Consider the following 22,800-nt stretch of genomic DNA (forward strand, 5'->3'; position numbering starts at 1 on the left):
AGCTCTATGGAAGAAAATCTGGTTTATCTAATTTATTGTTAATTCTGTAAGCGGCATTTACCAAGCCGACATGACTGTATGCCTGCGGAAAATTACCCCACATGCTTCCATCCGATGATTTAACATCCTCACTTAGTAATCCCACATGGTTGGCATAGCTTATGACTTCTTCAAAAGCTTCCATGGCGTCATCTGTTCTGTTTACACAAGCAAGCGCCTCTACATACCAAAAAGCACAAATTAAGAAGGTGGTTTCTGGCTCACCAAAGTCGTCAGCATGTTTATATCGGTAGAATAATCCTTTCCCAACTTTTAAGTCTTCTTCTAATGCTTTTAAATGATCTTTCGCTTTTTGACTGTCATGCGGAATATAATTCATCATAATTAATTGCAGCGTGCTGGCATCCATTCTGTTAACACCTTCTGCCTGGGCATATGCTTTTCTATCTTTCAAATAACAATTATCCAGATGCTGTTTAGCCTTTTTACGAAGCTTTTCAGCTCTTTTACCCAAATCATCTGCACCAATTTCCTTAGCAATTTTACAGGCGGCATGGCTTCCTGCCCATTGAAATAAATGGGTATAGGCATGCTTTTGCTTAAGGTTTCGGAATTCCCAAAGTCCTGCATCAGCTTCATCAATAGTGAATTCTATCTTTTCCAAAATAGTGCTTAATAAAGGCACAGACTCACTCCTTTCCATTTTGGCAAAACGCTTATCAGTATACAGTGGAAGAATTGCTAATAGGATTTGGCCATAAACATCATTTTGAATATGCGTATAGGCATCGTTACCTAGTCTTACAGGTTTGTTGCCCAAGTATCCTGGAAGATCTAATTCTGTTTCAACAATTTTATTTTGACCTACTATGTCATAAAGAGGCTGAATTCTTTCCTTTCCGCTCATAGGTAAATTGGTGAGATAGAGGAAATACTTTTCCATTTCTTCGAAGTGACCAATGTTATTAAAAGCAGTTAAAGTATAATACGTATCTCTCATCCAGCAATACCTATAATCCCAGTTTCGGGTACTGCCGGGTGATTCTGGTAGAGACATAGTGGGTGAGGCAATAATGCCCCCGGTGTCCTCATACTGATGAATCTTTAAAGCTAGTGCAGAACGAATTACCTGTTGTTGGTAATGCATGCCTATGCTGGTTGATTTTACCCAATTTTGCCAGTAGTATGTTGTTTTTCTTATAAAACTTTCTGCTGTTTCCTGAAGCTCGGCCTCTAAGGGTGCGCCATAAGTCATTATTAAATATCGAGGCTTTGTTAATACGAAACAGGTACTATCCATGACCATGTTGATGGGGATATCCGTTGTTACCCTTAAAGTTTCTGGCAAACCAAAATATCTGATATGGCTACTACCTCTTTCTCTTCTTAATCTTTTCTCACCGTAATCACCTACCGGATCGCAAACCACTTTGAGTTGAGGTGTTCCACTTAATGGTTCAATTTTTCTTATCAACATTTGAGGCCGGTAGTACCTATCAAACTGCCTGAAACGTGGTGCACAGTCCGTTACCTTGTAGGAATATTCATCAGTAGTGATGATGGTTTCAAGCACATTGGTGTTTTGAATATATCGTTGTTCCGATTTGAAGCTTTCCTGATTGGGCTTTACAGAAAACTCACCGCCTTTCTCGCCACCAATGAGGCTGCCAAATATAAAGGAGCTGTCAAAGCGAGGCATGCACATCCATGAAATGTTTGTATCTAAGCCAACAAGCGCAAGATATGCGCAGTTTCCGATTAGTCCGAAATCATAGGTATGTCTATTAGCCATGCTGAAAAATTTAGGTTATAAGCAGATAAGTTAACCAATTTTGTATGTATTGGTTAAAATAAAAAGAAAAAGGGATGAAATTTCATCCCTTTTTTAATGCAAACGTTTACCAGCTTCCGCTAGAACCTCCCCCGCCAAAGGAGCCACCACCGAAGCCGCCAAAACCACCTCCGCCTCCACCGAAGCCACCACCTCCAGAGTTGAAGTCATTCCAGCTACCGCCATGTCTATTACCACTACCCATTAGCATGAGTATGGTAAGTATATCCATGCTACCACCACCCATATGGTGATTTCTCACACGCCTGATTCTGGAAATGATGGTTATGATTATAAAGAATATGATGAGAAAGGCTCCGAGTCCTATACCTTTGGTATTATTGCCGTTGGCTATTTTATCAGCTTTATATTTACCTGCTGCCAAGTCAAAAATGATAGTAATGGCATCATCCAAACCCTTATAATAATTTCCATTTCTAAAGGCCGGCTTCATATATTCTTCTCTTATGGTAGAAGTTGCTGCATCAGTCACTCTATCTTCCATACCATAACCAGTAGAAATGGCCATTTTTCTTTCATCCATGGCCACCGAAATCAAGATTCCGTTATCCTTACCTTTTTGGCCGATGCCCCAATTCTCCGCAACCCTTGTTGTGTAATCCATCGCGGCATAACCGTTATAATCCGGCACCATTAGGATAACAACTTGCGTGGATGTTGAATCATTATAAGCTAGCAGCTTTCTTGTTAAAGCTGCTTTTTCCTGAGTACTTAAAGTATTAGTAAAATCATTTACTAGCTTATTTGTGTTTTTAGGCAACTCTTGGGCGCTAAGGTTTAGGCTGTAAAGAGCCATAAAACCACCTATTATAGTAATTAGTAATCTCCTCATGTTTTAATCTTTTCCGAATGAAATTTCATCTGACAACTCATTTTCATCATCATCTTGATATGGGAAGTGAGAGGAAAGCTTTTCTCCGGCTTTTAAGATACCCTCACTTAGGCCTTCGCCAAATTTATTTTCTCTGAACTTGGCTATCACGTGATCTTTAATGCTATCCCAAAAGCCTTCTTCAACTTTTTGGTTAATACCCATGTCGCCAAGTATTGCGAATTTATGGTCTTTAATAGCCAGGTAGAAGAGCACTCCATTGCGCTCTTTCGTTTCGTGCATCTTCAACGTTTTAAAAACGTGTGCGGCACGATCAAGTACATCTTCCTTGCAATGCTTGTCAACGTGTACTTGTATTTCTCCTGAGGTTTTCTTTTCAGCAGACTTAATAGCTTTTACTATTTCTGCCTTATCTAGAGCACTTAGTTTGTCAGATGTATTTGCCATAATTAAAATTTAACTTCTGGTGCTTTTTCTGCCCCTGCATCAGCTTCGAAATATCCTTTTTGTTCAAAGCCATACATGCCGGCTAAAGTTACTTGAGGAAACTTTTTGATGTATGCATTATATTCTTTCACTTGCTCATTAAAGCGTCTTCTTTCAACGGCAATTCTGTTTTCAGTCCCTTCCAACTGACTTTGCAACTGAAGGAAGTTTTGGTTGGCCTTTAAGTCAGGATATCTTTCAACCACTACCATTAACCTGGAAAGCGCGGAGGTAAGGCCTTGTTGCGCCTGCTGGAATTGCTGAATATTTTGTTCGTTTAAATTAGAAGCATCAACATTCACGCTGGTAGCTTTTGCTCTAGCCTCAATAACGCCCTGAAGTGTTTCTTTTTCAAAATCAGCATAGCCCTTTACAGTATTAACAAGATTAGGAATAAGATCAGATCTTCTTTGATAAACGTTTTCAACCTGACTCCAGGCCTCAGAAACTGTTTCTTGTTTCTCAACCATGTTGTTATAGGTGCCAGCAAATAATCTGTAAAGTATGATGACTACAAGCAGAATAATTCCGCCAATTATTAATCCTCTTTTCATTTTGTGTTCAATTAATAGTTATTTTGATTTTTAGCTTTACTAAGCTAATACATACGTCACTCACAAAGAAATGTTAATTATATGCTCAACAATCAATCCTTTAAAGAAGAAGCCTTAAAACTGGTAAACTGGATGACGCAATACCTGGAGGAGGTTGAGCATTATCCTGTTTTGTCAAATGTTAAACCTGGAGAAATAGCTTCAGAAATTCCCGATACTTATCCTGAAGAGGCGGAAAAATTCCAGAAGCTGTTTTTAGATTTTGAGGAGAAGATAATGCCGGGCTTAACCCATTGGGAAAGCCCTAACTTCTTTGCTTATTTTCCGGCATCAAAAAGTAAGGCCTCAATACTGGCAGAAATGTTAACAGCTACATTAGGGGTGCAGGGCATGGTTTGGGCAACTTCACCTGCAGCAACAGAATTAGAGGACAAGCTGATGATTTGGATGCAACAACTTTTAGGTTTGCCTCAGGCCTGGTCTGGTTCTATTCAGGACACCGCAAGTAATGGGACTTTAAATGCCTTACTAACCGCAAGAGAAAAAGCTACCAATTATCAGATAAATCAAAATGGATTCAGAGAACAACCTGTTTTCAGAATTTACTGTTCGGAGCAGGCCCATAGCTCAATTGATAAGAATGTTAAAATCGCAGGCTTCGGGATAAACAACCTTGTTAAGATTGAAGTAGACGAGAGTTTTGCGCTTATACCTGAGAAACTTGAAGAAGCCATTAAATCAGACATTGAAGCAGGCTATCAACCACTGTTTGTGATGAATGCTTTGGGAACAACTGGCTCTACGGCTGTAGATCCGTTAGAAAAAGTAGGAGCAATATGTCAGAAATATAACTTGTGGTTGCATGTGGATGCCGCTTATTCTGGAGCTGCACTAATAATTCCAGAGTTTAGGTGGATGAGCAAAGGCATTGAAAAGGCAGATTCATTCGTTTTTAATCCGCATAAGTGGCTTTTCACCAACTTTGATTGCAGTCTCTACTATGTGAAAGATAAGCAAGCTTTAATTAATACATTTTCCATTACGCCTGAGTATCTCAAAACAGAAAATGACGATATAGTTAACAACTATAGAGATTGGCACATCCAGTTAGGAAGAAGGTTTAGGTCGTTAAAACTTTGGTTCGTAATAAGAAGCTTTGGCGCTAAAAAGCTCAGAACCATCATTCAACAACATTGTGATTGGGCTTTGTGGTTAAAGCAACAAATTGATGAACATAATGATTTTGAAATGCTGGCGCCTGTTTCCGTTAATCTTGTTTGTTTCAGGTTTAATAATAGAAAGATTAGTGAAGAAGCGCTTAACAGCTTCAACGAAAAGCTGTTAAAAAACATAAATGAAGCTGGTAAAATTTACATGACGCACACCAAGCTTAATGGGAAGTATACCATTAGGTGGGTTGGTGGACATCCGGAACTTACCAAAACACATGTAGAGAAGGCCTGGCAGATAGTTTTAGATCATGCTTGTAAATTGAATTAACGAATGAAAAAGACCATATTCTTTTTGATGATGGCTCTAATTTTTGCCTGCGCAACGGGTACATCAAGGTTAATTGAAGAAGAAAAGCTCAACTTCAATTATACGGATGACGCCTATTTATTCTTTAGGAACATGCGCCAGACAAACTATTCACTTGAGAACATGGAAAAAGAAGGCCTCAGGTTATATACGCATGATGATTATGCTGAAGAAACTCCTTTAAAGACAACTTTAGTGGTAAGTTGGAAGGCCAATAATGCATATTCCATTATGCAGCTTAAAGATTCCGTTTCAAATCAGGATGCGAAGTTCTATTTTCAAAAGAAAGGTGAGAAGAAGGAAATTAAATTTCCAAACTTAAGAAGACAGGGTGAGTTAGTGGTTTTAACTAAACTCTATAATCACTTATTACAGGAAGACACACTATTTATAAAAAGAAAAGGCCAAAAGCTTGAGCCACTTTTTATTGATCAAGATAGCCGAGAAGCTTTTCGCGTAAGTATGTATGATTTTTACCGTTTAACAGGAGTGCTTTAAAATTGGCATGTTGCTTGTATTTACCATCATAAATAATTGACTATGAAAAAGTATCTTATCATTCCAGTATTGCTTGTATTAAGCTTTAGCCTGGAAGCACAGCATCAAAAATTATCAGAGACACTCAGAACCATTGCCGTAAAAGGTAAAGCTGAAAAGGAAGTTTCACCTGATATTATCTACTTCAGTATTACATTGAGAGAGTACAGCTATAAGGAAGACGGTAAAATTGGTATAGCTGAATTGGAAAAACAATTGACATCTGCGGTTAAAAAGGCAGGTATACCTAGTGAGGATCTAGTTGTTGAAAATGTATATGGCTATAATTACAACTGGAGAGAAGAGAATAAAAACTTCATGGCCCGAAAGCAATTTGAGCTGAAGGTAAGTTCACCTGATGTAATCAATAATATTTTAAGCAAAATTGATCCTAAAGGGATTGAGAATGCCAGAATATCAAAATACACTCATTCAAAAATTGAAGAGATGAACGAAGCGCTTCAAATTGAAGCTATAAAAAATGCAAAAGCTAAAGCACAGGCCTTATTAGAGCCTCTAGGAGAAGAACTAGGAAGAGTAATTGAGATTCAGGAAAATGCCAGAGGTTATCAACCTGTTTACTACTATCAAAACAATAATAGAATGATGGCTATGGATATGGCCTCAAGCACGGAGAGCTCTGCACCTTTTAAAAACATTAAGATTGAAGCTGAAATACAAATAGTGTTTTCCATTAAATAATAAGTATTTGGTAACTTAATTAGAAAGGTCATTTGCTTTTGCTTTTGACCTTTTATAATGTATTTTTCCTGCTTAATTTATTAAAATGGTTAAATACAACCCACGTACCTGGCTAGCACTCATATTTCATCCTTACAGTCGTCAGGTTGTTAAAACACTATTTCCTGCGCTAGCAGCTATGGGTGTTTATACGGCACTAATTATTTTTTTAATAGATGATTACTTCGGACTTGAGTTTGAAAGCACAACTGTTGTTCATTCCTTATTAGGAATTGTATTGGGTTTATTCCTAGTATTTCGAATTAACTCAGCCTATGATCGCTGGTGGGAAGGGCGTAAGTTTTGGGGTAGCCTGCTCAATAACTCTCGAAATTTGGCTACAAGAATTAGTGTAATGTTGCCTCAGTCGGACAAAGAAATAAAAAATGAAATAGGCAGTTTAATTGCCGCATTCGCCGCATCTCTTAGGTTGCACCTAAAAGACAAATTAAATAAGGAGAGTAGAATCTTTAATGAATTTCCAATTATAGCAGATTTGGTTGATAAGGAACATATTCCCAATGCTATCATCTGGACATTGACAGACAGAATTAATCGACTTTATCTTTCAGGAAAGCTTTCAGGAAAGCAATTATTTTTAATCGATAAAGACTTAAAGGAGCTTTCGGATATACTTGGTGGTTGTGAAAGAATAAAAAACACACCTATTCCCTATTCATATAGCATGTATATCAAGAAATTTATTTTTACCTATACTATTACCTTGCCTTTTGCCTTTATTACTGAGTTTGGTTATGTAAGCATCCCAATAGTACTTTTGATCTTCTTCATTTTGGTTAGCGTAGAACTGGTTGCAGAAGAAATAGAAGATCCTTTTGGGAATGATGCAAATGACTTACCGACTAAAGAACTTAGCGAAAAAATAAAAAGAAATGTTTACGAGCTAATGGCAGATTAATATAAGTTTGTATATAGGAAATTCTTATAAATAAACATTAACTATGAACCCTGTAAAAATTACCAGCTTTGAAGAATTTAAGGCTTTTGAAGGAAAAGAAATTGGTGTATCAGATTGGCACGTAATTGATCAGAAGCAAGTTCAACAATTTGCTGATGCTACTTTAGATCATCAATGGATTCATCTGGATGAAGAAAGAGCTAAGGAGACGCAGTTTGGAGGTACTATTGCGCATGGCTATTTAACATTAAGCTTGGCGCCTTATTTATGGGAACAAATTGCTGAGGTAAGTAACCTTAAAATGATGATCAACTATGGAATTGAAAAACTCAAGTTTAATCAGCCAGTAAGAACAGGTTCAGCAGTAAGGCTAGTAGCCAAACTGAATTCAATAGTTGACTTAAGAGGAGTGAGTAAAGCGCAGTTGGACATTACGCTAGAAATAAAAGACGAAAAGAAGCCAGCATATACAGCTTCTCTGGTCTTTTTATATCATTTTCAGAAATAGATTATACTGTAGCCTCTATTTCCTGATTGTTTTCTACTGGGGTATTAGCATAAGTTGGGCATGTACGTTGTGCACAAGCAGAAGCTAATAAGATTACACCTGCTACTATTGCGAATAATTTAGTCGTTCTTTTCATAATTGATGCTGTTATATTAACACCTTACAAAGGTACCCTAAAAGTAATGCCTCTAAAAATGGCTAACGACCAAAACATTACGCTCATTGCTAAAAAGGGCTGTTTTTTAAGAATTATCGACAAATACATATAATATAACTACTGAATTCTGTTTATATCTCGATAAATTTGTGATGTTAACAATGAATTAATACTTACACAAGTACATTATTTGTTAATAAATTGAAAAACTTTCAAAAAACGAGTTAAACAATACATTAAGCTGAGGCTTTCGGACACATAAACAATTTCCATGATCAATAAAAAGTCAATTCTCAATATTTTCTGTTGCTTGTTGCTTGTTTCTCTTTATAGCTGTGGCGATAAAAAGTCGGAGAAAGAAACCAAAACAGTAGAGGCAAAAGTTGTTAAGGCCCCTGCTTTTTCGGCAGCTAAGGCTTATCAATATGTTGAAGAGCAAGTGGCCTTTGGTCCAAGAGTACCCAATACGGAAGCACATCAGTTGACGGAAGCATATCTAATAGCTCAGCTTGATAGCGTTGGTGCTAAGGTTCAAACCCAGAAGTTTCAGATGGATACTTATGACAATGAAAGCTGGAACTTAACTAATATTATTGGTAGCATACAACCAGAAAAGAAAAAGCGAATACTGTTGGCAGCCCATTGGGATAGCCGAAAAATGGCTGATAAAGATACAGAAAGACAAAATGAACCTATCGATGGAGCAAATGATGGCGCTAGCGGTGTTGCGGTAATTTTGGAAATATTAAGAACCATTCAACAGTCTGAGCAAAAGCCTAATGTTGGTATAGATGTGATTTTCTTTGATGGAGAAGATAACGGAGAGCCTAATAATGGACCGAACGTACGAACAGCAGATCCTGATGGTTCATGGTGGTGTCTTGGCTCACAATATTGGTCCAAAAATAAACATGTTTCAGGTTACTCAGCCTATTATGGAATATTGTTTGATATGGTTGGAGCTGAAAATGCTACTTTTCATTTAGAAGGCTGGACTATGAAGTTTGCGCCTTCTATTGCCAATAAAATTTGGAATATTGCTGAATCAATAGGCTATGGACAGTATTTTGTGCCTAATGAAGTACCACCAATCACAGATGATCATTATTATGTGAATAAATATGGCAAGATTCCAATGGTTGATATTTTAGCGTATGATCCGCTTTCTGGGCAGTTCTTCCCGGATTATCATCATACCCATAAAGACAATATGAATATTATTTCGCAAGAGACCTTAAAAGCAGTTGGTCAAACAGTTCTACAAGTTATTTACCAGGAGAAATAGATTTGCTATAAAACAAAAAAGCTCAGTATTTAAACTGAGCCTTTTTTAGCAGAATAAAAGCTTACTTCTTAATAAGTTCTTTTCTCTTAAGTATAGTCTCTAAAAACTTTCTCTCATTCTGTGTATTAAATATTTTATAAGGCAGGTAAATAAACTGAGCCTTTGAAATCACTAATGTAAAGGCGTTCTTTCCTACTTTAGCAGCTTTTATCTGATCCCACTTAATAGGCATTCCTTGCTTAGTATTTAGCTTAATCAGAATTTGCTGAGAAGTAATTTCGTAGCTTAACTTTTCGAACAACATCTTGTATTGCTCTAGCTGAGTAACTCCTGCAAATTGAATTAGCCAAAACAGAAAATAAAGTACCAATGCTATTCCCGTACCAATAAACCACCAGGCACTAGGAGCCAGAAAATAGCCACAGCAAAGAGCAATTACGATTAATGAAACCCACCACTGCTCTTTAATGATATTCAATAAACCTGTTTTTATGTAAGTACCGTTTTCTAATTTGTATTTCTTTGTTTTTACAAGCATTGCTGTAATATTTTTATATAAAAGTAAAGCCACTGATTAGTGGCTGATCATTTCGGACTGCAAATATATTTGATTTCTTGGTATCAGGAAACAGCTTTAAGGCTGATGTCCAAACTTTTGTAAGAATGAGTTAGGGCTCCTACGGAAATATAGTCAACTCCAGTTTCGGCTATGGGCACAATTGTTTCTTCAGTTATTCCTCCTGAGGCTTCAGTTTCACACCTTCCATTGATAAGCGTAACAGCTTCTTTCATCATATCAACGGACATATTATCAAGCATAATAACATCAACTGCATTCGTATCCAGTGTTTCCTTAACTTCTTCTAAGTTTCTTGTTTCTACTTCAATCTTTAAATCTAGCTTTTTGTCTTTCAAGTAGGCCTGTGTAGCTTCAACGGCTTTCGTAATACCTCCGGCAAAGTCATTATGGTTATCTTTTAGCATGATCATATCAAAAAGGCCAAATCTATGATTTTTACCACCACCAATTTGAACAGCCCATTTTTCTGCTAAGCGGAAATTTGGAGTGGTCTTTCTGGTGTCAAGGAGTTTTGTATTAGTATGGCTTATCAATGCAGCCATGTTATGGGTATAAGTAGCGATGCCGCTCATACGCTGCATGCAGTTAAGTACTAATCTTTCAGCCGTAAGTATTGAGACCGCACTTCCAGAAACTTCTAAACCAATGTCTCCATTACTTACTTTATCGCCATCTGTTTTAAAGTATTCAACATAAAGCTTAGGATCAACATAATTGAAGATGTGATTCGCCAACTTCACCCCTGCCAATATGCCATTCCCTTTAATAAGGAGTTGGGCTTTGCTTTCTTTCCCTTCAGGAATTGATGCTAACGAAGAATGATCTCCAGTATTAACATCTTCCTTTATAGCTTCTTCAATAAAGTGATTAATGTACTCTTCTTTTAAATAGTTATATGCCACTAGATTAGTCTTTTATAATCACAAAATTAACAATGTTTTTATGCCTTTTAAGGAAAGATCAAATATTCTATTGCTGTAAATTTTCTTCTTTGACTTGAGCATGAAAATCAATTAAGAATAAGGCGATAAGAAAGAAAGGGATCATTACAATTCGATAGCGTGATAGTGTACCAAAATTATAAGTAGATATACCCACCCCAAAGGCAAAAAGTAAGGAAAAAATAAGGCAGAAAAGAATGATGGGTGATTTTAAGCTTTGAATCACAAGCTTGAATCGGTTTTTCCATAAGATGTAAACAACAAGCAGCAAGAGCGCCAATGCCTCAAGCGCGGATAATAACATTAATGGATTATTCACCTCCCATAAATAGGGCCTGAATAATGAAACGTTTACAGCGCTTGGTGCTAGTTTTATCATGCTCCAGTAAGTACCATCAAGCTCGCCAAGCGAATAGCCTGAACCTGCATCTTTCCCTGTCCAATAGCGAATATCATAAGCGGTTACTTGTGCGGTTTCTGCTATTTTATCAAGCCTATAACGATCACTTGTTTCACCTACTTCACGCGCTAATAAGAAGGCGATTAGCAAACCCAAGCCTATGAATACCGGAGCAAGTAAAATCCGTAACGCTACCTGGCTAATACGACCAACCCTATATACGAAAAACCATACAATTAATGCTGGCGCTATACTCAGTAATATGTAGAGCTTAATGTTAAAGATTACATAGGCCATTATGAGAGCCAGAAGAATATTGAGAACAATACGTCTTCTTTCAAAGAAAATCTGAATAAAGGCATAAACTAAAAACCCTGTTGCTCCTAGTGTTAAGGTGTCTTTTAGAATTCCACTTCCCCAAAAAAATACAGTGGGGATGAAAAAGATAGCTATGGCAAACTGCTTATTTAGTTCAGGATATATTCTATAAAATGCCTGGTACATTAGCCAGAGTCCCCAGAACGAAAGAAACGCAAACCACAAGGCCACGGAACTATAAGCATTGAAAGAGATCAGGCTAAGAATGGAGGCTATCCGAACCACAAAAAATGAGCTTGCATCACGATAGGTCCAAATTTTGGAGCTGTACTTATAGGTTTCAGGATCAAATTCACCATTTGATGTGAGCAACTTGAATCCCGTGCCAATATCATCTACAAAGGCATCGAAAACATGAGAGGCACCATGGGTAAAAAAGGTAAAAGTATCACCCCCGCCATAATAGAACTGATAAATAAAGCCTACTCCTAAGGCGCCAACAATTTTGAGTAAAAGAGCAGGGTAGAAATATCGCTTGGTTTCATTAGATGCGGTAGTTTTTCTTAATAAATAGGCTAGGGCCATAATTAAGAAAAAGGCTAAAGGAGTTACTATGAGGTCAAGCGGCTTCATTTAGCCTAAAACTACAAATCTTTAAGCTTTTCTTTTGCTTTTTTTCTAACAGACTGGTCTCTGTCGGCATTCTTCTTTACTTTTTTGTAGTAATCTTTTGCTTGGTCTTCATTCCCGTTTTTCTCGGCAATCATTCCTAGGTGTAATAAACTATACAAATAATAGCCGGCTTCTTCTTCTTCTGCCTGCTCTGAAAAACTTACAGCTCTTTTGTAATAATGCTCTGCCTCATCAGTTTTTCCTTGTCGTTCATAAATTTGACCTAGGAAAAAGCCGGCATACCTTCCTGATGTTGGTCCGTAGCCTGTTTGAGCGCTATCAATAGCTTGCATTATATCTAGACACTCTCGCTCAGCATCGGTTATTTTACCGGTTGAATATAATAGACGGGCATAGAAGCGATGGAAATATGCGTTTTGTGGGAATGTTTCATGTAAATATTCACTCACTTGAAGCCCTTCATATATTTTGTCTTCTTCAATTGAAAGAATTCTCATGAGAAAATACTGTGCCTCAGTTCTGGTGTAGAAGGCTGTTCTTGAAACTGTGGTGAGCTGTTTTAGCCCTAATTCCTTATCACCGTCATCAAACAAACGCATTACCGGTTTCAGGATCGGATAGTTTTCCGGGATCCATTCTGCATAGTAGTTATAAAGCCCATCACCAAATAAAAACTCGGGACTCAGGTCTTTCTTTCCCTTGCTTAGCTCAAGATAATTTAATGCTGATTTGGCCTGAAAGGCACCCTTGGTCCAACTACCAGTTTCAGCGTAAAGCCTACCTTTAAAAGCATGTCCTGCTGCCAAAAAGAAGGCGGCTTCAATGTTACTTTCATCTTCCTCAAAAATTTTCTCGGCATAGTAGATCGCACTGTCCATATAAGCAATAAACCTATCATCGTATTCTCTATTCTGTGGCTCAGGAAGAATTTTCCACCACTCATTTAGGCCGTATAAAAAGTAAGGAAGTGGATGATTAGGAAATCTATATCTGATCCATCTAAAATCTTTTTCAGCCTTCTCGTGCTCCGCGTTGTAAATAGCATTAACCGTAGCAGTAACCTCCATTTGTATGTACATATTGTTAATTAATATGTTACTGTCCTGCTCCATTAAATACTGTGCACTTAGGGTATTTAACTTTACAATGAGAATGAATACTAAAATTAGAATCCTGTTAATCATAATAATTTAAAAAGGTACTTATTCTAAATATCAAATAGCATACCGATTTTGAAGGCTTAATGTTCATTAAAAAAGCCCGAAATACTTCGGGCTCTAAATAGGTGAATTAAGATAATTGGCTTCTAATGAACCATTTGCTTTTCTTTTCTCTTTTTTACCTGCCTTCTAAGAGCTTCGCAAGAAGCATCGGCTGCTGCTTCGAACGAGTCCTTACGTTCTTTAGCGAATATTTGTGCTCCTGGCAGGTTCAGTTTAATTTCTACAATTTTATTAGAGTTTTGATCGTCTTTATCAAGCCTTAAAAAAACCTCACCGTCAATAAACCTGTCGTAAAAGGTCTCTAGTTTGTCTACTCTTTTCTGAATAAAATCTAACAATTTCTCATCTGCGTCAAAGTGAATAGAGTGCATTTGTAGCTTCATGGTCTTTTCTTTTTAAGGGTTAAACTTATGCTTTAGGATGTGCCTGATCAAAAACGGATTTGAGTTTGTCAAGCGAATTATGGGTGTAAACCTGAGTGGCAGCAAGACTATTGTGACCAAGTAGGTCTTTAACCGCGTTAAGGTCTGCACCTTTATTTAATAAATGTGTAGCGAACGAATGTCTTAATACATGTGGGCTTCTTTTATCTATGGTTGTAAATAAATCTAAGTATTTTCTTACCACTCTGTAAATCATTACTGGATATGCTGGTTTTCCAGTATTTGTAACGAGTAAAATATCGTGGTCGTTGTAGCCAAAGAGTTCTTTTTTATGAAAATTATATTGTGTTATCCTATCAATTAATTTTTTATGGAGCGGAATAATTCTCTCCTTGTTGCCTTTCCCTAAAACTTTTAACTGTGCTTGATAGGTATTAATGCTTGAATGTCTGGTACTTATTAATTCGGATAGCCTGATACCTGTGCCATATAGCATTTCAAGGATTAAAGCGTCTCGACTATCTTCGAAGCAATCTTCGAAATCAAAATTATTTAACAGATTGTCAAGGCTTGCTTCCTGTACAAATTGGGGGATTTTTTTAGCAGTCTTTAAAGTTTGAATCTTTAAGGTTGGATTCTGCTTGATAACATCACGTGATAAACAGAATTTATAAAATGTTCGTAGCGCTGCTATTTTCCGGTTAGTAGAAGTAGCACTAACTTTCTGATTCATTAACTTAACTATCCAAGCCCTGATATGCCGATGCTCGGCTTTTGTAGGATCATTTAGTTGATATGCTTCGGATATAAAGTCTTGAAATTGCTCTAGATCAGTTTCATAAGAAATAAGCGTATGCTTACTGTAGCGTTTTTCAAACTGAAGGTATTTGAGGAAAGTATTGAGCATAAAAAAAGTTAGTACCCTTTCCATAATCGGAAGAATACTAACTTAGTAAATAGTATTGAAAAAAGCTAAGATATCTTAGCTCTCCATATCTCTCATTTTTTGCCTATAAGAGGCACGGATAACTTCTTTTCTTCTTTTAACAGAAGGTTTTACGAAGTGCTGACGAGAACGCAATTCTTTCAATGCACCAGTCTTCTCAAATTTCTTCTTAAAGCGTTTAAGCGCTTTGTCGATAGATTCATTTTCTTTTACGTTTACTACGATCATATTTTACACCTCCTTCCGTTGTAATAGCATTTAAAGAAAAGCATTTATGAGTCTTTTCTTTAAGGACTGCAAAGGTAGATTTATTATTCGTATATTCCAATTATCTTTTATAAATCAAATAGTTATGTCTAAATTTTTACTAAACGTTATCTTAATAGTTATTACTCTACTTAACTCATCAGATTTAAATCTTGAACAAGGGCAGTTATCGGGTAAATGGTTACACTACAGAGAAAAAGATGAGCACAATGTGAAGCTATTTGTAAAAAGTGGAAGTGCTGATTTACCTCCTGCTCGCTTTAGACAGTATTTTTACTTTAGGCCAGATGGTAGCTGTGAATATAATACTATTGCCCCAACTGACGGTAAACTCACCGTAGATGGCAGCTTTGAATTGACGGATGATAAACTAATTGTTAAGGATGGTAGGGACAATGACGTATTTGTATATCAGATAATAGAACGTAGTAGTACCGAGCTAAAACTTAAATAAAATACACTAACTTTTCTTCGGTTGATATAATACGACAACTTGAATAATAATAGCTAATAAGACAAGCACATATACTTCGATATGTGTAAAAAGCTCAACCATGTCTAACTCACGCTGGCTTATTAACATTTGTCTCTGACCTTCCTTCAGCTGTATTTCAGAAAGGCTGATAAGTACATCTTTAATCGCATGTGTTTTTTTCTGAAGCGATTCAGATTTTGAATATAAAAGAGCTTTCGGTTCATTATTGGCCTCATCACTCATTAGCGCTTCTATTTTTGACTTTAAGCTGCTAAAAGCGTCTTGTTCTTCTTTGGTGAGACTTGTTTGCTGATATGAATTCAGGAGAAGTTTTATTTCAGCATTTACTGTTGTGTTGCGTTCATTAAAGAAGGAGGAGTCTTTCTTAGCGAGCGCTAATTCTTTTTCATGAATTAGAGCAGATAATTTAAGAATGAGGTTTTTAGCAATTAAACGATCCTCATAGATAGATACTACGGAATCTTTAACTTTTGAAAAGCTATTTCTATCAATAAGATTGGTAGTGAGTATCAGGAAAAACACCATTAAAATTCCTAATACCCACTTTACTTTGTTGTATACAGTCATAATAGAGTTGATAAAACCTGGTTACTCGCTTAAGTATAACGCTACAATAAATACCAAGGTTTTACGAGCGGAAGTGTTCTACTTCAAGATTGCTCTGCTAATGACAAGTTTCTGAATTTCAGATGTTCCCTCTCCTATGGTACAAAGTTTAGAGTCTCTATAGAATTTCTCAACAGGATAATCCTTAGTATAGCCATAGCCACCAAAAATTTGAACAGCCTCAGTTGAGTTTCTTACTGCCACTTCAGATGCGTAGTACTTTGCCATGGCTGATTCTTTGTTGACATTCACCCCTCTGTTTTTCATGTCAGCAGCCTGGAAGGTAAGTAATTTCGCAGCTTCTAATTCAGTGGCCATATCAGCAAGTTTAAACGCTATTCCCTGGAAGTTAGCAATTGGCTGATTGAATTGCTCTCGTTCTTTACTATATGCCAAAGCGGCCTCATAGGCGCCTTCTGCGATACCTAATGATAATGCGGCAATTGAGATACGGCCACCATCTAAAACTTTCATGGCTTGAATAAAACCTTCACCAACATTACCTAACATATTATCTTGATGCACACGGCAATCTTCAAAAATCATTTCGGCAGTTTCTGAAAGGCGCATGCCTAATTTATTTTCCTTCTTTCCACCTTTAAAGCCTTCTGTTCCACGTTCCACTACGAAAGCCGTCATTCCATGTGAGTCACCTTTTTCTCCTGTTCTAACGATTACAACTGCTACATCACCTGATTTACCATGGGTAATCCAGTTCTTGGCACCATTTATTACCCAATAGTCACCGTCTTGCTCTGCCGTAGTTCTCATATTTCCTGCGTCAGAACCTGTATTAGGTTCGGTAAGGCCCCAGGCACCTATCCATTCACCACTTGCCAGTTTAGGTAACCACTTTTTTTTCTGTTCATCTTTGGCGAACTGTAATATATGTCCTGTGCATAAGGAGTTATGGGCAGCCATTGATAAACCTATGGAAGGATCAACTTTAGCGAGCTCCATGATGGCTGTAACATACTCTTCATAACCGAAGCCAGAACCGCCATATTCTTGAGGCACTAAAACCCCAAGAAGGCCAAGTTCTCCAAGTCCTTTCATTACTTCTACTGGAAAATATTGTTCTTCATCCCACTGATCGCGCTTAGGAGTAATTTCTTTGCCACCAAAGTCGCGTATCATTTGTGCAATCATTTTCTGATTCTCGTTCAAGCCAAAATCCATAGGTAAATATTTTTATTTTTCGGATGTCAAAGATACTAAAGTTTCGACATCTAACTAACATTCGTTAGTTAAATTGGTTTGGCTCTTTCGGCATTTAAATTGTTAAAAAGATCAAAAAGTAAGTTTTAATTCTACTCGTCTATTGGCTGAACGCCCATTTTCAGTAGAATTTGATTTTAGTGGTTGGGTTTCGCCTTTGCTAATTAGATTTATTTGATTGGCATCAACTTTATTTTTTAACAAGTATTTTTGCACAATACGGCCTCTTTCTAAGCCTAGCTTATAGTTGTAATTAGAGCTTCCGACATCATCGGTATGGCCGATTATATCGATTTTAACCTGTTTATTGTCTTTTAGTATTTCAACAATTGTTGACAAATAGCTAATGTCAGTTTTCGATAATTGAGTTTCATCAAAACCAAAATTGAATGTATAAGATGGAGATTCTACTACATGTGAAAGAAATGAAAATTTACCGGTTTTTGCCTCTTTTATTATTGAGTCGTCTGCCGGTTGAATAGTTACTTTATTAATTTTACCATTACTCTGAAGTCCCTTTGATTCTAGTGGTTTCAGAGGGTCTAATCTTTCAATCATAAAGTGCGGTATATTATTATCTTGTTCTTCTTGGACTTTAGCTTTCTTTAAATTTTTCTTATTTCTGAAGCCTATGGCTATTTCAAATGCACTAGAATTCACAACATTTTTGTTGAATATGGCTACATCATAATTAAAACCAAATGAGAGGTTTTTCATTTGATATTGAACTGCGCAAATTAGTTCACTATTTGTGCTGAATTTCGTTACCAGATCTAAATGTCTTTCTTCATTTGTTATGTTATCTGGAAAGTACTGAAACCTTGCTCCAGCTAGTAATAGGTTACCGTTCTTGTTTAGGTTGATCAACGCTTCAGGCAAAATCTTTAAGCGAAGCTCTTGATATATCACTCTTTTGTAAGTTGCAAGTAAGACTGGTTCTACTGATTCAGAAAGTGCTCCATTAGTAATAGTTGGGTTATTAATATTATAAACAGATAGACCTATTTCCTGCTCTAAGTATTTGCGTCTAGTTAGCTTTCTAATAATAATGCCTGCATCGAGGCCAAGATAGCCATCTGTTTGATTAAGAACACCAAAGGTTTCACCAGACGGCAGTCCGGTATCGAACCCTCGGTATTCAATAAATTGAGCACCAGTTGATAGATCCAAAGAGTTAAATGATCGCCTGCTATAGCTGGTTTGTATTCCAAAACTAATTGAAAGTAGTCTTCTTAACGGAACATTAATAGAGTAGCCTACTCTCAAACTATTTAGTTTGTAAATTGAATTACCGCTAGTTTGATCATTTAGAAAGCCGGCATTGAACCCTGACCAAGCTCTCTTTGAATTTAAAAATGGAACTGAGACCTCTATGTTATTTGTTTCGAATCCATATTCTGTCCCAGTATTTTGTCTTCGGTGTATGAGATCTGCTTTCCAGTATGAATCAACAGAGGAGTATGCAGGGTTTACTCTTGAATCCGAAAAGTCATACATTTTAAAATTAAAGTATTGAGCCTTCGAACTAATACAATAAAATAATACAAAAATTAGGAGAATCTTTGCTTTCATCGCGTAAGGTGAACTTTACCTTCCTTCGAATTATTGAGTTTTAGTTCCTGATTGCTGTCTGTGAAACTTCCTGAAACTCTCCAATAGTATATCCCTGATTGAGCTGGACCACTACTACTTTCACCGTTCCAGCCACTTGAGCGCATAAATTCAGCATCTGTTGTTTCAAAGACGAGATTTCCTTTTCTATTGTAAATTTGAAAATGAAATCCTTCTACTTGGTTTAAGCCATAGATCAGTAACTTGTCATTAGTCCCATCATTATTTGGGGTGAATAATTCTGGTATAAAAGCCTCTTTTTTAACGTTTATTCTAATACTGTCTATTGTTTGACAAGTTCCATTTTTATAGCCCTCAACATAGTAAACGGTGTTTTCTAAAGGAGATACCATAGGCTGAGGCGATTCAACATCATTAATATTCGCATTTGGTGACCAATAATAGTTATCGGCATTAGTCGCTTGTAATTGTAATTCCTCACCTTCCGTAATTTCTATAAGGTCACCGTTTGTTATTGTTACGGATGTTGTATCGTATTTAATAGTAAGCGAATCTGCTATTAGGCATGAATTTGCATATTGATATGCTATTAAAGTATCTGAGGAAATAACATTGAATAGCTCCGAGTGTAGCGTATCTTTTTCAAAACCATTTAATTTTACCCATAAAGCACTATCTAAAATAGTATAAGTATTTAAACTAATGTATGTAGGTTGACAAAACTCAATAGTTTCATTAGCAAATAACTCATCTCCCAGAGGTGTAATTATGATAGCATTATTATCTGAACAGTCTGCCTTATCAATACTATTATAGTAAACAGTATCCAGCTCATTAGTATTATAAATTATGCCATTGCTTATTCCTAAGAAGCCTTGATTGCTCGAATACCAAGCAGTGCGTAGTGTGTCGTTTTCTAAAATTAATGATTCGCCCTCACATGCGAACATGCTCTTATATTGTATTGAATCTGGTGAACATATTTGAAATTTTCCGCAAGCTATTCCTGGAGGGCAATCTGACGATCCTGAACCACCATTACCACTTCCATCAGTAGGGATAACAGAAAGAGAATTGTCAATTGCTTGTATTCCATAATAGAGAGTTTTACCTATATCACCAGAAACACCAATCTCATTGGCGAATAAGAGGTTACCTCTTTGTGCTAAAATCCTATATAGCGGATAATCAACGCTATAATTAGGGGCAATTATTTCGGTTCCTCTTTCTTCAGAGCTTAATTGGATATCATAGGTATGATTTTGTTCAGGGCTGTGATCGTCAAAGGAATTCGACCAAACTAAAATGGTTCCGTTAGATGTTGTAATATCAGTATGGTAAGAGGGTCTAGATGGTCCGTAATTTTTATCTTCTTCTTTATTTTCATATTGATGAATAATATTGATACTGCTGTCTTTCGAAAGTTCCAGAATGTCCAAGTCACCATCCTCATCATTATCAAAAAACGCATTATAAATACCAGAGGAACTTAGTTGCAGTGTATCTATATAGAAGTTTAACAGACTATCGGATTCAATTAGATATGAGTTAACCACAGAATCAGCATTATTAGTTTTTATAATTAAATCCAGATAACCATCAGAGTTGAAATCAGCCATAAAACTAAAATCAATTCTTCCTTTTATATTTGCGGCTATGGAATCAAAATTAATACTCTTTAGTTTTGACGAGTCTTCATAAATGATTCTAATCGAATTTGACGAAGCAATGAATAGGTCTAGCTTTCCATCTAAATTAATATCACCGAATGAGATATTGTGCACTGTGTCTACAGATATGACAGAGTCTTTGATAATTGCGCCTTTTTCATTGAAAAATATGTGCGACCCTGGGCCATGAATAGCATTTACTATTATATCAGGATATCCATTATTTGAGATGTCAGCAAACAATAGACTCTTTTGGTTTTCGAAAGTTTCAATTTCTATGATGTCTGTAGAAAATCCGCTTTTACTATTCTCAATCAATTGCAGTCTTGGAGAATTTAAAAGGATATCTTTATACCCGTCATTATTCCAATCAGCTATGTGAAAAGACGTTACCTTATTCACACTTTTATTATAAATACTGTTGAGCGTATTACCGTCCAATTGAAAGACGTTCATGGATAACCTATCTCCTACATCTAACAATCCTATTATCTCTAAGCTGTTGTCATTATTCACATCTTCAAACTGTAATGGATGGGCGATAAGGCCCGGAATTATTAGTGTATCCGAGCTCAAACCCTGAACGGAATCGTACACAATAATAAATCCTAAGGAGTCATCATTAATTTGTACAATTGGATTTGGTTGCCCATCCTTATCAATATCTATCCAGTTGAGACTGTGAACATTTTTTTTATTCACAATAATCGAATCTTGGCTTTCAAATTGTTGGGAAGTTGCCAAAAGGGGAATGAATACTAGTAGTGATATTATAATTTGTTTCATTTTACCTCATTCAGATTTACTAAAAGTTAACGGCAGACTCATTTTAGTTTCAATCGCATTACCGTTCATTCTGGCAGGTTCCCATAACGGCATGCTTAATAGGAGCCTTTTGGCTTCCTCATCAAATGCTTCACCTAATGAGTTTTCTATAACTATGTTCTTTGCTTTTCCTGCAGTATCAATGGTAAACAACACATTTACAGTTCCGCTAACCGTGTCCGGTTGATTTGTGCTTTCGGGATACCTTATTGAGTTGTTGAGATATGCGTACAATGAGTCGAAACCTACAATTGGATAAGCTTGCTGAAATCTTTCTTCTACTGTTTTGATTTTTTCAGGGCTCGACTCTTTTTGTGGTTGCTCATTTCTTTCATTGTTATTTAGCCTATCATCATTTTCATTCTGTCCTGTCTTACTTTTATGCTGATTTTCTTGAGTATCAGTTGCAGGTTTCATTTTCACTTTAATAGGTGTTGGTTCCTCTAACAGTATTGAGTCCTGCTCTAAAGCTGATATAGGGGCGAGGAAAACCTTTTTCTTCTCTTGTTTATGTCTGTTTAGTACAAATATGGAAGTGGAAAGAATAGCAAGTGCTAATATGCTCCAACTTAAGTTTTTAATAAGCCTAATTTTCTTATTTCGCTTAATGATAAATTGATTCCTTCTATGAAGTAAGCCATCGAAGTCCTTTTTACTCCGAATTTCAGCATTGCTTATGGCAGGTAATTTATGTTTTAGATTAATTTTCATGACTCTTCAATGGCTATTCTTATTTTATCTAATATTCTGTAACACCTTACCTTTGCATTATTTTCTGTTATGGCCAGTATTTGACCTATTTCTTTGAAAGATAGGGACTCGTAAAACCGTAGTTGTAGTAGTTCTAGCTCATGCTTCTTTATCTTTTTAAAAGCATGCTCAACGGGTTTAAAATCATCTACGTGCTCTGTAAGCTTTATTTCTTCCGATAAACTTTGAACTACATCCTCATTGAGCAAAAGCGTTTGCTTTTTCTTCTGCTTTCGGAAATACATGTTTGATTCATTGAGGGCAATCCGGTACAACCATGCACTAAATGGAGCGCCTTTTTGCTTGAACTTCTTTAGCTTTGTTATGGCTTTAAAAAAGGTGTCTGATGTTAATGATTCTGCAATATCCAGATTGGTGTGCCTCTTCAATAAGAACTTGTAAATTCGCTCATAATACTTCTCGTATAATGGCTTAAATCTTTGAGGATTATTTTTCGCCTCCTCAATGAGTGATTTCTCTTGTTCCTGATTCACTAAGTGTTCTGTATATGAGATTAAATCTTCCAACTTTTTTAACGGTTTTCAACTTTATAATGCTAAAG

Annotated in this window: 25 protein-coding genes; 7 read left to right on the forward strand and 18 right to left on the reverse strand. The window is 36.5% G+C overall.

The genetic code is table 11. The features are described from left to right. Nucleotides 1–4: 4 nt before the first annotated feature. The 4 genes from JKP34_RS02395 to JKP34_RS02410 form a co-directional block, all read right to left on the reverse strand. Entirely contained in the window at nt 5–1,792 is a 1,788-nt protein-coding gene (locus tag JKP34_RS02395; RefSeq protein ID WP_201917323.1) for a glycoside hydrolase family 15 protein, read from the reverse strand. A 106-nt stretch (nt 1,793–1,898) separates the two neighbouring features. Next, nucleotides 1,899–2,684 (reverse strand): TPM domain-containing protein, encoded by a 786-nt coding sequence (locus tag JKP34_RS02400; protein ID WP_201917325.1) that lies wholly within the window; start codon nt 2,682–2,684, stop codon nt 1,899–1,901. Nucleotides 2,685–2,687: 3 nt separating this feature from the next. After that, the gene (locus tag JKP34_RS02405) at nt 2,688–3,131 is read right to left on the reverse strand and encodes a TPM domain-containing protein (protein WP_201917327.1); all 444 of its coding nucleotides are present in this window, start codon (nt 3,129–3,131) and stop codon (nt 2,688–2,690) included. Nucleotides 3,132–3,133: 2 nt separating this feature from the next. Further along, nucleotides 3,134–3,724 carry a LemA family protein gene (locus tag JKP34_RS02410; RefSeq protein WP_201917329.1) on the reverse strand — a complete coding sequence of 197 codons (591 nt, stop codon included), beginning with the start codon at nt 3,722–3,724 and terminating at the stop codon, nt 3,134–3,136. Nucleotides 3,725–3,805: 81 nt separating this feature from the next. Between JKP34_RS02410 and JKP34_RS02415 the strand changes: the two genes are divergently transcribed. From JKP34_RS02415 to JKP34_RS02435, 5 genes are all read left to right on the forward strand, one after another. Further along, nucleotides 3,806–5,224 (forward strand): pyridoxal phosphate-dependent decarboxylase family protein, encoded by a 1,419-nt coding sequence (locus JKP34_RS02415; protein WP_201917331.1) that lies wholly within the window; start codon nt 3,806–3,808, stop codon nt 5,222–5,224. Between the two features lie 3 nt (nt 5,225–5,227). Then, a complete protein-coding gene (locus JKP34_RS02420) occupies nt 5,228–5,761 on the forward strand; it encodes a hypothetical protein (RefSeq protein ID WP_201917333.1) in 534 nt (177 codons plus the stop codon). A gap of 42 nt (nt 5,762–5,803) precedes the next feature. Beyond that, entirely contained in the window at nt 5,804–6,502 is a 699-nt protein-coding gene (locus tag JKP34_RS02425; protein WP_201917335.1) for an SIMPL domain-containing protein, read from the forward strand. Nucleotides 6,503–6,587: 85 nt separating this feature from the next. Then, nucleotides 6,588–7,460 (forward strand): bestrophin family protein, encoded by an 873-nt coding sequence (locus tag JKP34_RS02430; RefSeq protein WP_201917337.1) that lies wholly within the window; start codon nt 6,588–6,590, stop codon nt 7,458–7,460. A gap of 43 nt (nt 7,461–7,503) precedes the next feature. Then, a complete protein-coding gene (locus JKP34_RS02435) occupies nt 7,504–7,968 on the forward strand; it encodes a MaoC family dehydratase (RefSeq protein WP_201917339.1) in 465 nt (154 codons plus the stop codon). A 1-nt stretch (nt 7,969) separates the two neighbouring features. Here JKP34_RS02435 and JKP34_RS18270 read toward each other — a convergent pair whose 3' ends face one another. Further along, a complete protein-coding gene (locus JKP34_RS18270; protein ID WP_262895646.1) occupies nt 7,970–8,104 on the reverse strand; it encodes a hypothetical protein in 135 nt (44 codons plus the stop codon). Between the two features lie 292 nt (nt 8,105–8,396). Between JKP34_RS18270 and JKP34_RS02440 the strand changes: the two genes are divergently transcribed. Next, nucleotides 8,397–9,410, forward strand: coding sequence for a M28 family peptidase (locus JKP34_RS02440; RefSeq protein ID WP_201917342.1), 1,014 nt, complete (start codon nt 8,397–8,399; stop codon nt 9,408–9,410). 61 nt (nt 9,411–9,471) lie between these two features. Here JKP34_RS02440 and JKP34_RS02445 read toward each other — a convergent pair whose 3' ends face one another. The 7 genes from JKP34_RS02445 to rpsU all read right to left on the reverse strand — a co-directional run bounded on the left by JKP34_RS02445 (nt 9,472) and on the right by rpsU (nt 15,062). Further along, nucleotides 9,472–9,948, reverse strand: coding sequence for a YcxB family protein (locus JKP34_RS02445; RefSeq protein WP_201917344.1), 477 nt, complete (start codon nt 9,946–9,948; stop codon nt 9,472–9,474). Between the two features lie 83 nt (nt 9,949–10,031). Beyond that, nucleotides 10,032–10,892 carry a carboxylating nicotinate-nucleotide diphosphorylase gene (gene nadC / locus JKP34_RS02450; RefSeq protein WP_201917346.1) on the reverse strand — a complete coding sequence of 287 codons (861 nt, stop codon included), beginning with the start codon at nt 10,890–10,892 and terminating at the stop codon, nt 10,032–10,034. A gap of 67 nt (nt 10,893–10,959) precedes the next feature. Continuing rightward, nucleotides 10,960–12,282 (reverse strand): hypothetical protein, encoded by a 1,323-nt coding sequence (locus tag JKP34_RS02455; RefSeq protein ID WP_201917348.1) that lies wholly within the window; start codon nt 12,280–12,282, stop codon nt 10,960–10,962. A gap of 11 nt (nt 12,283–12,293) precedes the next feature. Beyond that, on the reverse strand, nt 12,294–13,466 hold the full coding sequence (locus JKP34_RS02460) for a tetratricopeptide repeat protein (RefSeq protein WP_201917350.1): 1,173 nt from the start codon (nt 13,464–13,466) through the stop codon (nt 12,294–12,296). Nucleotides 13,467–13,588: 122 nt separating this feature from the next. Continuing rightward, entirely contained in the window at nt 13,589–13,888 is a 300-nt protein-coding gene (gene hpf / locus JKP34_RS02465) for a ribosome hibernation-promoting factor, HPF/YfiA family (protein WP_201917352.1), read from the reverse strand. A 25-nt stretch (nt 13,889–13,913) separates the two neighbouring features. Then, nucleotides 13,914–14,819, reverse strand: a complete 906-nt coding sequence (locus tag JKP34_RS02470) for a tyrosine-type recombinase/integrase (protein WP_317193645.1) — start codon at nt 14,817–14,819, stop codon at nt 13,914–13,916. A 51-nt stretch (nt 14,820–14,870) separates the two neighbouring features. Further along, a complete protein-coding gene (gene rpsU / locus JKP34_RS02475) occupies nt 14,871–15,062 on the reverse strand; it encodes a 30S ribosomal protein S21 (protein ID WP_201917356.1) in 192 nt (63 codons plus the stop codon). Nucleotides 15,063–15,186: 124 nt separating this feature from the next. Between rpsU and JKP34_RS02480 the strand changes: the two genes are divergently transcribed. After that, the gene (locus tag JKP34_RS02480; RefSeq protein ID WP_201917358.1) at nt 15,187–15,555 is read left to right on the forward strand and encodes a hypothetical protein; all 369 of its coding nucleotides are present in this window, start codon (nt 15,187–15,189) and stop codon (nt 15,553–15,555) included. Between the two features lie 6 nt (nt 15,556–15,561). Here the strand turns inward: JKP34_RS02480 and JKP34_RS02485 are convergent, their stop codons facing one another. From JKP34_RS02485 to JKP34_RS02510, 6 genes are all read right to left on the reverse strand, one after another. Further along, complete coding sequence (locus JKP34_RS02485; protein WP_201917360.1) at nt 15,562–16,164, reverse strand: MCP four helix bundle domain-containing protein; 603 nt, start codon at nt 16,162–16,164, stop codon at nt 15,562–15,564. Between the two features lie 78 nt (nt 16,165–16,242). After that, on the reverse strand, nt 16,243–17,382 hold the full coding sequence (locus JKP34_RS02490) for an acyl-CoA dehydrogenase family protein (protein WP_201917362.1): 1,140 nt from the start codon (nt 17,380–17,382) through the stop codon (nt 16,243–16,245). Nucleotides 17,383–17,493: 111 nt separating this feature from the next. After that, nucleotides 17,494–18,993, reverse strand: a complete 1,500-nt coding sequence (locus JKP34_RS02495) for a PorP/SprF family type IX secretion system membrane protein (protein WP_201917364.1) — start codon at nt 18,991–18,993, stop codon at nt 17,494–17,496. Then, entirely contained in the window at nt 18,990–21,365 is a 2,376-nt protein-coding gene (locus tag JKP34_RS02500) for an FG-GAP-like repeat-containing protein (RefSeq protein ID WP_201917366.1), read from the reverse strand. Before JKP34_RS02500 ends, JKP34_RS02495 begins: the two co-directional genes overlap by 4 nt. A gap of 90 nt (nt 21,366–21,455) precedes the next feature. Next, nucleotides 21,456–22,199: an energy transducer TonB gene (locus JKP34_RS02505; RefSeq protein ID WP_201917368.1), complete on the reverse strand. Its 744-nt coding sequence runs from the start codon at nt 22,197–22,199 to the stop codon at nt 21,456–21,458. Continuing rightward, on the reverse strand, nt 22,196–22,765 hold the full coding sequence (locus JKP34_RS02510; RefSeq protein WP_201917370.1) for an RNA polymerase sigma factor: 570 nt from the start codon (nt 22,763–22,765) through the stop codon (nt 22,196–22,198). Before JKP34_RS02510 ends, JKP34_RS02505 begins: the two co-directional genes overlap by 4 nt. Between the last annotated feature and the right edge of the window lie 35 nt (nt 22,766–22,800).

This window comes from Marivirga atlantica, assembly GCF_016734805.1.
GTDB classification, from domain to species: domain Bacteria; phylum Bacteroidota; class Bacteroidia; order Cytophagales; family Cyclobacteriaceae; genus Marivirga; species Marivirga atlantica.

Coding starts and splice junctions, on each gene's coding strand:
- JKP34_RS02395 (WP_201917323.1), bottom strand. CDS start 1,792: ATGGCTAATAGACATACCTATGATTTCGGACTAATCGGAAACTGCGCA.
- JKP34_RS02400 (WP_201917325.1), bottom strand. CDS start 2,684: ATGAGGAGATTACTAATTACTATAATAGGTGGTTTTATGGCTCTTTAC.
- JKP34_RS02405 (WP_201917327.1), bottom strand. CDS start 3,131: ATGGCAAATACATCTGACAAACTAAGTGCTCTAGATAAGGCAGAAATA.
- JKP34_RS02410 (WP_201917329.1), bottom strand. CDS start 3,724: ATGAAAAGAGGATTAATAATTGGCGGAATTATTCTGCTTGTAGTCATC.
- JKP34_RS02415 (WP_201917331.1), top strand. CDS start 3,806: ATGCTCAACAATCAATCCTTTAAAGAAGAAGCCTTAAAACTGGTAAAC.
- JKP34_RS02420 (WP_201917333.1), top strand. CDS start 5,228: ATGAAAAAGACCATATTCTTTTTGATGATGGCTCTAATTTTTGCCTGC.
- JKP34_RS02425 (WP_201917335.1), top strand. CDS start 5,804: ATGAAAAAGTATCTTATCATTCCAGTATTGCTTGTATTAAGCTTTAGC.
- JKP34_RS02430 (WP_201917337.1), top strand. CDS start 6,588: ATGGTTAAATACAACCCACGTACCTGGCTAGCACTCATATTTCATCCT.
- JKP34_RS02435 (WP_201917339.1), top strand. CDS start 7,504: ATGAACCCTGTAAAAATTACCAGCTTTGAAGAATTTAAGGCTTTTGAA.
- JKP34_RS18270 (WP_262895646.1), bottom strand. CDS start 8,104: ATGAAAAGAACGACTAAATTATTCGCAATAGTAGCAGGTGTAATCTTA.
- JKP34_RS02440 (WP_201917342.1), top strand. CDS start 8,397: ATGATCAATAAAAAGTCAATTCTCAATATTTTCTGTTGCTTGTTGCTT.
- JKP34_RS02445 (WP_201917344.1), bottom strand. CDS start 9,948: ATGCTTGTAAAAACAAAGAAATACAAATTAGAAAACGGTACTTACATA.
- JKP34_RS02455 (WP_201917348.1), bottom strand. CDS start 12,282: ATGAAGCCGCTTGACCTCATAGTAACTCCTTTAGCCTTTTTCTTAATT.
- JKP34_RS02460 (WP_201917350.1), bottom strand. CDS start 13,466: ATGATTAACAGGATTCTAATTTTAGTATTCATTCTCATTGTAAAGTTA.
- hpf (WP_201917352.1), bottom strand. CDS start 13,888: ATGAAGCTACAAATGCACTCTATTCACTTTGACGCAGATGAGAAATTG.
- JKP34_RS02470 (WP_317193645.1), bottom strand. CDS start 14,819: ATGGAAAGGGTACTAACTTTTTTTATGCTCAATACTTTCCTCAAATAC.
- rpsU (WP_201917356.1), bottom strand. CDS start 15,062: ATGATCGTAGTAAACGTAAAAGAAAATGAATCTATCGACAAAGCGCTT.
- JKP34_RS02480 (WP_201917358.1), top strand. CDS start 15,187: ATGTCTAAATTTTTACTAAACGTTATCTTAATAGTTATTACTCTACTT.
- JKP34_RS02485 (WP_201917360.1), bottom strand. CDS start 16,164: ATGACTGTATACAACAAAGTAAAGTGGGTATTAGGAATTTTAATGGTG.
- JKP34_RS02490 (WP_201917362.1), bottom strand. CDS start 17,382: ATGGATTTTGGCTTGAACGAGAATCAGAAAATGATTGCACAAATGATA.
- JKP34_RS02495 (WP_201917364.1), bottom strand. CDS start 18,993: ATGAAAGCAAAGATTCTCCTAATTTTTGTATTATTTTATTGTATTAGT.
- JKP34_RS02505 (WP_201917368.1), bottom strand. CDS start 22,199: ATGAAAATTAATCTAAAACATAAATTACCTGCCATAAGCAATGCTGAA.